General features: G+C 64.2%; 10 protein-coding genes. All 10 read right to left on the reverse strand.

The features are described 5' to 3' along the window. Positions 1 to 8: 8 nt before the first annotated feature. Positions 9 to 1,472, reverse strand: coding sequence for a succinylglutamate-semialdehyde dehydrogenase (gene astD / locus PRtIB026_RS22110; protein WP_203651545.1), 1,464 nt, complete (start codon positions 1,470 to 1,472; stop codon positions 9 to 11). Continuing rightward, entirely contained in the window at positions 1,473 to 2,501 is a 1,029-nt protein-coding gene (gene astA / locus PRtIB026_RS22115; RefSeq protein WP_203651543.1) for an arginine N-succinyltransferase, read from the reverse strand. Positions 2,502 to 2,556: 55 nt separating this feature from the next. After that, a complete protein-coding gene (aruF, locus tag PRtIB026_RS22120) occupies positions 2,557 to 3,576 on the reverse strand; it encodes an arginine/ornithine succinyltransferase subunit alpha (protein WP_203651541.1) in 1,020 nt (339 codons plus the stop codon). A gap of 136 nt (positions 3,577 to 3,712) precedes the next feature. Continuing rightward, positions 3,713 to 4,933, reverse strand: coding sequence for an aspartate aminotransferase family protein (locus PRtIB026_RS22125; RefSeq protein ID WP_203651539.1), 1,221 nt, complete (start codon positions 4,931 to 4,933; stop codon positions 3,713 to 3,715). A 340-nt stretch (positions 4,934 to 5,273) separates the two neighbouring features. Continuing rightward, on the reverse strand, positions 5,274 to 6,254 hold the full coding sequence (gene argR, locus PRtIB026_RS22130; protein WP_203651537.1) for a GlxA family transcriptional regulator: 981 nt from the start codon (positions 6,252 to 6,254) through the stop codon (positions 5,274 to 5,276). A 103-nt stretch (positions 6,255 to 6,357) separates the two neighbouring features. After that, complete coding sequence (locus PRtIB026_RS22135; RefSeq protein WP_023630946.1) at positions 6,358 to 7,122, reverse strand: ABC transporter ATP-binding protein; 765 nt, start codon at positions 7,120 to 7,122, stop codon at positions 6,358 to 6,360. 22 nt (positions 7,123 to 7,144) lie between these two features. Next, positions 7,145 to 7,843, reverse strand: a complete 699-nt coding sequence (locus PRtIB026_RS22140; protein ID WP_203651534.1) for an ABC transporter permease — start codon at positions 7,841 to 7,843, stop codon at positions 7,145 to 7,147. Beyond that, positions 7,840 to 8,529: an ABC transporter permease gene (locus PRtIB026_RS22145; RefSeq protein WP_028691070.1), complete on the reverse strand. Its 690-nt coding sequence runs from the start codon at positions 8,527 to 8,529 to the stop codon at positions 7,840 to 7,842. The genes PRtIB026_RS22140 and PRtIB026_RS22145 overlap by 4 nt, the downstream gene beginning before the upstream one ends. Before the next feature lie 91 nt (positions 8,530 to 8,620). After that, complete coding sequence (locus tag PRtIB026_RS22150) at positions 8,621 to 9,406, reverse strand: ABC transporter substrate-binding protein (protein ID WP_203651530.1); 786 nt, start codon at positions 9,404 to 9,406, stop codon at positions 8,621 to 8,623. A gap of 549 nt (positions 9,407 to 9,955) precedes the next feature. Continuing rightward, a complete protein-coding gene (gene acs / locus PRtIB026_RS22155) occupies positions 9,956 to 11,917 on the reverse strand; it encodes an acetate--CoA ligase (protein ID WP_203651528.1) in 1,962 nt (653 codons plus the stop codon). Positions 11,918 to 12,202 lie beyond the last annotated feature (285 nt).

Raw genomic sequence — 12,202 nt, forward strand, 5'->3', positions numbered from 1 at the left:
ACCTGTTGTTATAGGGTGACGCCCGGCGTCAGGGTCGCCGGCAGTGCAAGGCTCGCGGTCTCCAGCGAAGCCACGGGGTAGGCGCAGTAGTCCGCCGCGTAGTAGGCGCTGGCGCGGTGGTTGCCGCTGGCGCCGACGCCACCGAACGGCGCGCTGCTGGCGGCGCCGGTCAGCTGCTTGTTCCAGTTGACGATGCCGGCGCGGCTGCGCAGCCAGAAGTGCTGGTAGCGGGCGTTGGAGTCCGACAGCAGCCCAGCAGCCAGGCCGTACTGGGTGTTGTTGGCCTCCTCGATCGCCGCGTCGAAGTCGGCGTAGCGGATCACCTGCAGCAGCGGGCCGAAGAACTCTTCGTCCGGGCGCTCGGCCACGGCGCTGACATCGATGATGCCCGGCGTGAGCAAGGCAGCGCCGGTCTGCGGCTGGGTCATCTCCAGCAATGCCACGGCGCCCTTGTCGAGCATCTCGGCCTGGGCCGCCAGCAGTGCGCGAGCGGCCTGCAGCGAAATCACCGAACCCATGAAGGGCGCGGGCTGCTGATCGAAGGCACCGACACTGATGCTGCGGCTCACCTCGACCAGGCGCTGGATCAGCGCGTCACCCCAGTCGCCCTGCGGCACCAGCAGACGGCGGGCGCAGGTGCAACGCTGACCGGCGGAGATGAAAGCCGACTGGATGATGGTGTACACCGCCGCGTCCAGATCCTTGACCTCGTCGACCACCAGCGGGTTGTTACCGCCCATTTCCAGGGCGAGGATCTTGTCCGGGCGGCCGGCGAACTGCTGATGCAGCAGGTTGCCGGTGCGGCTGGAACCAGTGAAGAACAAGCCATCGATACCCGGGTTGCCAGCCAGCGCCACGCCGGTTTCGCGGGCGCCCTGGACCAGGTTGAGCACGCCGGCCGGCACGCCGGCCTCGATCCAGCACTGCACCGTCAGCTCGGCGACCTTGGGGGTCAGCTCGCTGGGCTTGAACACCACGCAGTTGCCGGCCAGCAGCGCCGGAACGATATGGCCGTTGGGCAGGTGGCCGGGGAAGTTGTACGGGCCGAACACCGCCACCACGCCATGGGGCTTGTGCCGCAACACGGCGGTGGCATCGGCCAGCGGGCCGCTCTTCTCACCGGTGCGCTCGCGGTAGCTCTGCACCGAGATGGCGACCTTGTTGACCATGCTGGTCACTTCGGTGGCCGACTCCCACAGGGGCTTGCCGGTTTCTTCGCCGATGCAGCGCGACAGCGCCTCGGCATTGGCCTTGAGCTTCTCGGCGAAGGCCTCCAGCACGCTGATGCGCGCCTCCAGGCTCAGCGATGCCCAGGCCGGGAACGCCTGGCGGGCGGCCTGCACGGCGGTTTTGACCTGGGCGGCGTCGGCGCCCTGCCCTTGCCAGATCAGCGCCTGGGTGACGGGGTTGAGCGACTGCAGGGTTTCACCCTGGCCGGCCAGCCAGTGGCCTGCGATGTAATGCGTGTTCATTTACTGGGCCTCCCGACCGGCGGACAGCGGCACGGCGCGGACATTGTCGCCGGCGCCCAGGCGCAGGCGCTTGGCGGTCTGCGGATCGACCACCAGGGTGCCTGCCGCCAGGCGCGCCGGTGCGGCGGTGATGCGGCAGTCTTCGCGCTTGCGGTTGTGAATGATGTAAGGGGTGGCGTCGTCACCCGGGGTGCCGACGGCCAGTACCAGGGTCTCGCTGTCACGCACGGCGCGGATCTTCGAGGTCTCGCACTCGATGGCCGGGCCGGCATCGAAGATGTCGACATACCCCTGGTAGTTGAAGCCTTCGCGCTTGAGCATGGCCAGCGCAGGCTCCGTGTCGGTGTGCACGCGGCCGATGACGTTGCGCGCCGCTTCCGAGAGGAAGCAGGTGTACAGCGGGAACTTGGGCATCAGTTCGGCGATGAACGACTTGTTGCCCACGCCGGTGAGGTAGTCGGCCTGGCTGAACTCCATCTTGAAGAAGTGCCGGCCCAGGCTCTCCCAGAAGGGCGAACGGCCTGCCTCGTCGGACATGCCGCGCATCTCGGCGATGATCTTGTTGCCGAACAGCTGCGGGAACTCGGCGATGAACAGCATCCGCGCCTTGGACAGCAGACGGCCATTGAGGCCACTGCGGTAGTCGCTGCGCAGGAACAGCGAGCACAGCTCGGAGTTGCCGGTCAGGTCGTTGGCCAGGAACAGCGTGGGGATCTCGCGGTAGATGTTCAGCTCCTGCGAGGCGCTGACGGTCAGGCCGACCCGGTAGTTGTACCAGGGCTCGCGCAGGCCGACGGCACCGGCGATGGCACTGATGCCGACCACCATGCCTTCGTCGTTCTCCAGCACGAACAGGTAGTCGGTGTCGCCGCGCTCGGCTTCGCCGCGAAAGCTTTTCTCGGCCCAGCCGACCCGTTGGCCGAGGCGCTCCTCGTTGGCCGGCAGCGTGGTCAGGCCGGTGGTGCCGGTGCTGCGGGCCAATTCGATCAGCGCGGGTAAATCGCTGCTGCGTACAGGACGAACGATCATGCTATCTCCTTGTGCGGCGGTCTGTGCCTGCCGCGAAACTCTCTGTTCCGGCGGTTCAGACCGCGACCAGGCGCACGCTGGCGCCTTCGCCGACACCCAGGGCCTCGGCGGCTTCGCCGCTCAGGCTGACCGGCTTGCCCGGCACCCAGTCCAGCTCCAGCAGCACGGCGCGGTAATCCTGCAACTGGCCGTTGCACACCAGGTACGGACGGCCGCCCTTGACTGGCGTCTCGTCGAGCTTGACCGGCACCACCCGGCTCTGGGCGATGGAGCGGATGCCCGAGGCGCGGGCGTGCAGGGTCGGGCCGCCGTCGAAGATGTCGATGTAATGCTCGGTCTCGAAGCCTTCGCGCATGAGGATGTCGAAGGTAATCTGCGCCCGCGGGTGCACCTGGCCCATGGCCTCCTGCGCCTCGTCGGCCAGCAGCGGCACGTAGATCGGGTAGTGCGGCATCAGTTCAGCGAGGAAGGTGCGGCTCTTCAGGCCGCACAGGCGCTCGGCGTCGGCGTAGTTGAGGTCGAAGAAGTTGCGGCCGATGGCGTCCCAGAACGGCGACTCGCCCTGCTCGTCGCTGTAGCCGACGATCTCGGTCACCACCGACTCGGCGAAGCGCTCGGGGTGCGCGGCCATGAACAGCAGGCGGCCCCGTGAGTTGAGCTCGGCGAAGGCGCTGCTCACCAGTTCCGGCACCACGTAGAAACTGGTCAGCAGGCTGTTGCCGGTGAGGTCGTGGCACAGCGACAGGACGTGAATCTTGTTGTGGATCTTCAGCTCGCGGGAGGCGTGCACGAAGGTCTCGTTGCGAAAGCTGTAGAACGGCTCGGAGTAGCCGGCCGAAGCGACGATGGCCGAGCAGCCGACCAGCTTGCCGGTGGCGCTGTCCTCAAGCACGAAGAAGTAGCTCTCTTCGCCATTGAAGCTGACCTCGGCAGCGAACGAGGTTTCCGAGGCGGCGATCTTGTCGCCCAGGCGGCCGGCGTCATCCGGCAGCGAGGTGACACCAATGGGGCTGTCGGCAGCCATGCGCTGCACTTCGTTCAGATCAGCCATTTGCGCGGGGCGCATCACCAGCATGGTGTCACTCCTTTCGGGAAAGCGGGCCGATCACATCGGCACGGAAAAACGGCGGGCACGCGCCACCACCTGCAAGCAGGTGCCCGCACTGGAATTCGGGTATCGCCAGCCCCTTCTCGGGGCCGGCGAAGGGCGATCAGCCCTTGATCAGTTTTGCCACGGCGCGTTCGAAACGATCCAGGCCTTCGTCGATGTCGGCATCCTCGACCACCAGGCTCGGGGCGAAGCGCACCACGTCGGGACCTGCCTGCAGGACCATCACGCCTTCTTTCTCGGCGGCGTTGAGGATGTCCTTGGCCTTGCCTTTCCAGGCCTCGCTCAGCACGCAGCCGATCAGCAGGCCGACGCCACGCACCTGGGTGAACAGGCCGGTTTGCTGGCCGATGTTCTCCAGACGAGTCTTGAAGCGCTCATGCTTGGCCTTGATGCCCGCCAGGGTTTCCGGGGTGTTGATCACATCCAGCACCGCGCAGGCAACGGCGCAGCCCAGCGGGTTGCCACCGTAGGTGGTGCCGTGGGTGCCGACGGCCAGGTGCTTGGCCAGGTCGCTGGTGGTCAGCATGGCGCCGATCGGGAAGCCGCCGCCCAGGCTCTTGGCGCTGGTGAGGATGTCCGGGGTGACGCCGTAGTGCTGGTAGGCGTACAGCGAGCCGGTACGGCCGACACCGGTCTGGACTTCGTCGAAGATCAGCAGGGCGTTGTGCTCGTCGCACAGTTTGCGCGCGCCCTCCAGGTAGGCCTGGTCGGCCGGGACCACGCCGCTCTCGCCCTGGATCGGCTCAATGACCACGGCGCAGGTCTTGTCGGAAATCTGCGCTTTCAGCGCTTCCAGGTCGTTGTACGGCACATGGCTGATGCCGGTGATCTTCGGACCGAAGCCGTCGGAGTATTTGGGCTGGCCACCGACGCTGACGGTGAACAGGGTGCGACCGTGGAAGCTGTTCACGGTGGCGATGATTTCGTGCTTCTCGGGGCCGAAGCGGTCGTGGGCGACGCGACGGGCCAGCTTGAAGGCGGCCTCGTTGGACTCGGCACCAGAGTTGCAGAAGAACGCACGCTCGGCGAAGGTCGCGTCCACCAGCTTGTGCGCCAGGCGCAGGGCCGGCTCGTTGGTGAACACGTTGGAGACGTGCCAGAGGGTGTTGGCCTGCTCGGTGAGCGCCTTGACCAGCGCCGGATGGCAGTGGCCCAGGGCATTAACCGCGATGCCGCCGGCGAAGTCGATCAGCTCGCGACCGGTCTGGTCCCAGACTCGGGAACCCTCGCCTCGCACAGGAATGAACGCCGCCGGGGAGTAGTTGGGAACCATGACCTGGTCGAAATCGGCACGTTGCACCGGGGCTTGCTCAACGGACATCTGAGTCTCCTGAAGAGGAACGCTGGCCTGGAAGTGGCGAGCGATGAAGGGATTGTAAGGACTGATCGGCGCCTGTCCTTGCTGCCAGGCGACAACTTGTTACAGCGCCAAACCGTGTTTTCACGCGGTTTTCGGCAATGCGACAAACAGTGTCGCAATCGCGCAGTGTAACGGGAGATAGGAATCGGGTGAACGACCGTTCACATATGAAAAGAGGTTGCCTGCACCGGCCTCTTCGCGGGTAAACCCGCTCCCACAGGATGGCACCGTACCTGAAAACAGCAGATTACCTGTGGGAGCGGGTTTACCCGCGAAGAGGCCGGCACAGGCACTAGAGAAATCAGCCCCGCTCGACCGGCGCCGAACTCAGCTCGAACGGGCTGCTGCTGCGCCGCTGGTTACGGTCTTCACGCGGTGTGGCGCCAAAGAAATTGCGGTACGCACTGGAGAAATGCGGCCCCGAGGAGAAACCGCAGGACAATCCGATCTGGATGATCGACTTGCTGGTCTGCATCAGCATCTGCCGTGCCTTGTTCAGGCGCAGCTCCAGGTAATACTGACTGGGCACGCGATTGAGGTACTGCTTGAAGATCCGCTCCAGCTGGCGACGGGACACGCACACATGCTGGGCGATCTCGTCGGTGGTCAGCGGCTCCTCGATATTGGCCTCCATCAGCAGCACCGCCTGGGTGAGCTTGGGATGGCTGGAGCCCAGGCGATTCTGCAGCGGAATGCGCTGGCGCTCGCCCCCTTCACGGATACGCTCGACCACCAGCTCTTCCGACACCGCGCCCGCCAGCTCCGCGCCATGATCGCGCGCAAGCACCGCCAGCAGCAGGTCGGTCACCGCCATGCCGCCGCAGGCAGTCAGGCGATCACGGTCCCAGTCGAACAGGTGGCTGGTGGCGATCACCTTGGGGAAGCGCTCGGCGAAATCATCCTGCCAACGCCAGTGCACCGCGGCGCGGTAGCCATCAAGCAGGCCCAGCGCCGCCAGCGGGTACACCCCAGCAGACAGGCCGCCGATCATGCAACCGCTGCGCGCCAGCTGCTTGAGCGCGGCGGACAGCGACGAGCCGATGGCCGTCGGCGGCTCGTCGGCCAGCAGGAACAGCTTGTGGCAACCCTCCAGACGACCGTTCCAGGCCTCGCCCGGCAGGCGCCAGGCACCCTCCTGCACGGCTTCGGCCTGCAGATAGGCCAGCTCGTAGACCACGTCCGGATGCACCCGCTGGGCCACCTGCAGCACCTCTTCGGCCAACGCCAGGGTCAGCGGCTTGGTGCTTGGCCAGATGAGAAATCCGATTCGCTGGGTGGTCATAGGGCGTGGTCCGAAACCTGGAAGGAAGGGTTCGCGCTTGTGGCGCCAGGGCATGCCGCGCGGATGGCGCAGCATGCCCCATTATGGTGCAAATTTGCAGCGATTACTTCAGGCTGCCGGAAAGGAACTGCTTGAGGCGCTCGGACTGCGGATTGACCAGCACCTCGCGCGGGCAGCCGCGCTCCTCCACCAGCCCCTTGTGCAGGAACACCAGCTGGTTGGACACCTCGCGGGCAAAGCCCATCTCGTGGGTGACCACCACCATGGTGCGGCCTTCCTGGGCCAGCGACTGCATGACCTTGAGCACATCGCCCACCAGCTCCGGGTCGAGCGCCGAGGTCGGCTCGTCGAACAGCATCACCTCAGGCTCCATGGCCAGGGCGCGGGCAATGGCCACGCGCTGCTGCTCGCCGCCGGACATGTGCCCGGGGAAGGCATCCTTGCGATGGGACACGCCGACCTTGGCCAGGTAGTGCTCGGCCTTCTCCAGCGCTTCCTTCTTGTTCACGCCCAGCACATGCACCGGCGCTTCGATGACGTTCTCAAGCGCTGTCATGTGCGACCACAGGTTGAAATGCTGGAACACCATCGACAGGCGCGAGCGCATGCGCTGCAGCTGTTTCGGATCGGCGGCCTTGAGCGCGCCGTCCTTGCCGGCCACCAGCTTGAGCTCTTCGTTGTTGAGCAGGATCTTGCCCGCGTGCGGCTGCTCCAACAGGTTGATGCAGCGCAGGAAGGTCGATTTGCCCGAGCCGCTGGAGCCGATAATGCTGATCACGTCGCCTGCCTTGGCTTCGAGGGAGACGCCCTTGAGCACCTCATGGCTGCCGTAGCGCTTGTGCAGGTCTTGGATTTGAAGTTTGTACATGCTGTCGGATCTCACAGAGCGGTCAGTGCTTGCGCGGCGCCAGGTAGCCGAGCCAGCGGCGTTCGGCCATCTTGAACAGGCGCACGAGGATGAAGGTCAGGCACAGGTAGAACACGCCCGCCGTGATGTAGGCCTCGAAAGGCAGGTAGTACTGGGCGTTGACCGTGCGCGCGGCACCGGTGATGTCGATCAGGGTGACGATCGACGCCAGGCTGGTGGTCTGCAGCATCATGATCACTTCGTTGCTGTACTGCGGCAGCGCCCGGCGCAGCGCCGAAGGCAGGAGGATGCGGCGGTACATCTTCATGCGCGACATGCCGATGGCCTTGGCCGCCTCGATCTCGCCATGGGGCGTGGCCTTGAGGCTGCCAGCGATGATCTCGGCGGTGTAGGCACTGGTGTTGACGGCGAAGGCCAGGCAGGCGCAGAAGGTCGCGCTGGACAGCCACGGCCACAGGAAGCTCTCGCGCACTGCCTCGAACTGGGCCAGGCCGTAGTAGATCAGGAACAACTGCACCAGCATCGGCGTGCCGCGGATCACGTAGGTGTACAGCCAGGCACTCATGTTCACCAGCGGCTGCTTGGAGACGCGCATCAGGCCCAGCGGAATTGCCGCCAGCAGGCCGAACAGCAGCGACAGCGCCAGCAGCTTGAGGGTGGTCAGCAGGCCGCCCAGGTACAGCGGCAGGGCCTCCCAGATGACGTTGTAGTCGAAGATCATAGTTCAGCCGCCTTGACGCCCACCGAGTAGCGCTTCTCGAGATACTTCAGCGCCAGCAGCGAGACACTGGTCAGCACCAGGTACAACGCCGCCACCGCGAGGAAGAAGGTGAAGGGTTCGCGGGTGGCGTCCGCCGCCTGCTTGGCCTTGAACATCATGTCCTGCAGACCGACCACCGAAATCAGCGCGGTCGCCTTGGTCAGCACCAGCCAGTTGTTGGTGAAGCCCGGGATCGCCAGGCGGATCATCTGCGGCACCATGATCCGGAAGAACACCTGGACACCGCTCATGCCGTAGGCCGCACCCGCCTCGGCCTGCCCCTTGGGAATCCCCAGGAAGGCGCCGCGGAAGGTTTCCGAGAGGTAGGCACCGAAGATGAAGCCCAGGGTGCCGATGCCGGCGACCAGGGGGTTCAGGTCGATGTAGTCGTCATAGCCGAGCAGCGGCGCCACCCGGTTGATGATGTCCTGGCCGCCGTAGAAGATCAGCAGGATCAGGACCAGGTCAGGGATGCCACGGATCACCGTGGAATACAGATCCCCCAGCCAGGCCAGCCAGCGCACCGGCGACAAGCGCAGCGCCACGCCGATCAGGCCGAGGACGATGGCCAGGGCCATCGACGACAGGGCGAGCTGCAGCGTCAGCCACGCTCCGTCGAGGATGACTGCCCCATAGCCTTTCAACATGATTCGAATTCCTCAGGGCTTGGGAATGAAAAATGGTGCAAACCTCAGAGCTTCTGCTGTTTGCACCATTGCACAGGTGAAACTCGATGGCTTACTTCGAGTCTGGACCGTAGATGTCGAAGTTGAAGTACTTCTTCTCGATCTCTTTGTATTTGCCGTTGGCACGGATCGCGTCGATGGCGGCGTTGATGCGGTCGGCGTTGGCCTTGTCACCCTTGCGCAGGGCGATGCCGATACCGTCACCGAAGTACTTGGAATCGGTGAAGGCCGGGCCTACGAAGGCAAAGCCCTTGCCGGCGTCGGTTTTCAGGAAACCGTCTTCGAGCAGGGTGGCGTCGGCCACGGTACCGTCAAGACGACCGGCGGCGACGTCCAGGTAGATTTCGTTCTGGGTGCCGTAAGGCACGACGGTGGCGCCTTGCGCGCCCAGGACTTCCTTGGCGAAGCGATCATGGATCGAGCCGCGCTGCACGCCGATCTTCTTGCCCTTGAGCTCAGCCAGGCTGTCGCTGACGGTGGTGCCTTCCTTCATGACCAGGCGCGCCGGGGTCAGGTAGTAGCGCTTGGTGAAGTCGACCGACTTCTTGCGATCGTCGGTGATCGACATGGACGACAGGATGGCGTCGATCTTGCGCACTTTCAGCGCCGGGATCAGGCCGTCGAACTCCTGCTCGATCCAGGTGCACTTGGCTTTCATCTCTTCGCACAGGGCGTTGCCGATGTCGTAGTCGAAGCCGGCGAGGCTGCCATCAGGCTGCTTGAAGGCGAAGGGTGGGTAGGCGGCCTCGATACCGATCTTCAACGGCTTTTCATCGGCCTGCGATACCAGGGAAAACACGGAAAGCGCCAGGGCGCCAAGCAGTGCGAGCTTCTTCATCAGGTAACTCCATCGGTACGGGGCAATACAAGGCAGTTGTAACGGCTGCCCGATATGCGAATGGGTACAGCGCGAGCCGCGCAGGTTTCGACCAAGGTCGCAGACCACGAGCGAGTGAGTGGCATTCTAGCGACAGCCCGATGGTCGATATTTCTTCAAAGCGACAACTAATTACAGAAGCGCCAGGAACCGCGGCGGGCGATATTGACAGCTCCTGCGAGATATGCAAGAGCAAAAGAGAAATAACCTATACCCAAAGCAATAAGCGGGCCCATTATTGGCAAAGCCTTGTATTCCGGCAAGCGCAGCGTGCGACCCTGCACAAAATGCTCGCAGGAATGCACTCAAATGGCACATGAATGTTTCCACAAGCCCCGCATTTGGGCGAAATCGGTGACAGCCAGGGTTACCGATGAATGTCGGAGTAACAGTCTGCATCAGTAAAGCAAAAACCCCGCCGGGTGTGGGCGGGGCTTTTACTGATGGTCTGATCGCGGGGCAAGCCCGCTCCCACGACCTTCAGGAGCCGACTTGCCGCGACGCTTCGACTCAGGCGGTGGCCAGGCTCATCGCCTTGTGGGTGTCGATCAGGTGCTGCACCACCCCTGGGTCGGCCAGCGTGGAGATATCACCCAGCGCGTCGTACTCGCCGGTGGCGATCTTGCGCAGGATGCGGCGCATGATCTTGCCCGAACGGGTCTTCGGCAGCCCCGGCGCCCACTGGATCACATCCGGCGAGGCGATCGGGCCGATTTCCTTGCGCACCCAGTTCTTCAGCTCAAGGCGCAGTTGCTCGCTCGACTCCTCGCCGGCATTGAGGGTGACATAGACATAGATGCCCTGCCCCTTGATATCGTGCGGCACGCCCACCACCGCCGCTTCGGCGACCTTCGGATGCGCCACCATCGCGCTCTCGATCTCGGCGGTGCCCATGCGGTGTCCGGAGACGTTGAGCACGTCGTCGACGCGACCGGTGATCCAGTAGTAGCCGTCTTCGTCGCGACGGGCACCGTCACCGGTGAAGTACATGCCACGGAAGGTCTTGAAGTAGGTGTCGACGAAACGGTCATGATCGCCGTACAGCGAGCGCGACTGGCCCGGCCAGGAGTCGAGGATCACCAGGTTGCCCTCGGCGGCGCCCTCGATCAGGTTGCCCAGGTTGTCCACCAGCGCCGGCACCACGCCGAAGAACGGGCGGGTCGCCGAGCCAGGCTTCAGTGCGGTGGCGCCTGGCAGTGGGCTGATCAGCACACCGCCAGTCTCGGTCTGCCACCAGGTATCGACGATCGGGCAACGCTCCTTGCCGACGGTCTTGTAGTACCAGTTCCAGGCCTCGGGGTTGATCGGCTCGCCCACCGAGCCCAGCAGGCGCAGGCTGGAGCCATCGGCACCGGCCACCGCCGCTTCACCTTCGGCCATCATGGCGCGAATGGCGGTTGGCGCGGTGTAGAGGATATTGACCTTGTGCTTGTCGACGATCTTCGACACCCGGGTGATGTCCGGGTAGTTCGGCACTCCTTCGAACAGCAGCGTGGTGGCGCCGTTGGCCAGCGGGCCGTAGACAATGTAGCTGTGACCGGTGACCCAGCCCACGTCGGCGGTGCACCAGTAGACCTCGCCCGGACGGTAGTCAAACACGCGCTCGTGGGTCAGCGCGGCATACACCAGGTAACCGCCAGTGGTGTGCAGCACGCCCTTGGGCTTGCCGGTGGAGCCGGAGGTATAGAGGATGAACAGCGCCTCCTCGGCGCCCATCTCTTTCGGCGCGCAGTGGCTGGAGGCAACCTTCATCAGGTCTTCGTACCAGATGTCGCGATGCTGGTGCCAGGCGATGTCGCCACCGGTGCGCTTGCACACGATGATCTTCTGCACACTGCTGGTTTCAGGGTTGGTCAGGGCCAGGTCGACGTTGGCCTTGAGCGGGGTACGGCGGCCGCCGCGCAGGCCTTCGTCGGCGGTGATCACCACTTTCGACTTGCAGTCGATGATGCGACCGGCCAGCGCCTCCGGCGAGAAGCCGCCGAACACCACCGAGTGGATCGCACCGATGCGGGCGCAGGCCAGCATGGCGACCACTGCCTCGGGAATCATCGGCATATAGATGGTGACCACGTCGCCGCGGTGCACGTCCTGGCCACGCAGGGCGTTGGCGAACTTGCAGACCTGCTCGTGGAGCTCGCGGTAGGTGATGTTGCGGTGTTCGGAAGGGTCGTCGCCCTCCCAGATGATCGCCAGCTGGTCGCCGCGCTCTTCGAGGTGGCGGTCCAGGCAGTTGTAGGAAACGTTCAGAGTGCCGTCGGCGAACCACTTGATATCGACATGGTGGTCGTCGAACGAGGTCTGCTTGACCTTGGTGAAAGGCTTGATCCAGTCCAGACGCTGGGCCTGCTCGCGCCAGAAGCCGTCCGGGTTGATCACCGATTGCTGGTACATGGCCTTGTAGGTGGCCTCGTCGGTCAGGGTACTGGCCGCAACCTCGGGACGAACGGGATACAGTGGAGCCGCACTCATCTGTGTTACCTCGGTGTAATAGTTGTTTTTGTATGGAACCGTTTGTAACTGTACCAGAGCGGCCAAGGCCATTCGACGTTGGTAGTAACACGACGGGCCGTCGACTCACCAATCAGGCGCGACCGCTCTAGTACATGGCATGCAGCCATCTCCGAGAGGAAAAGACAGGGTTTCGACGGGGATTGTTACAGATTCTGTCAAAAGACTTTATCAAAACCCCCTCTGTTTCAGCCGTGGGCGCCTCCCTAAAATTCATCTCGCCAGCAACGGCAACGCGATTAACTT

This window comes from Pseudomonas sp. RtIB026, from assembly GCF_016861355.2.
GTDB lineage: Bacteria > Pseudomonadota > Gammaproteobacteria > Pseudomonadales > Pseudomonadaceae > Aquipseudomonas > Aquipseudomonas peradeniyensis.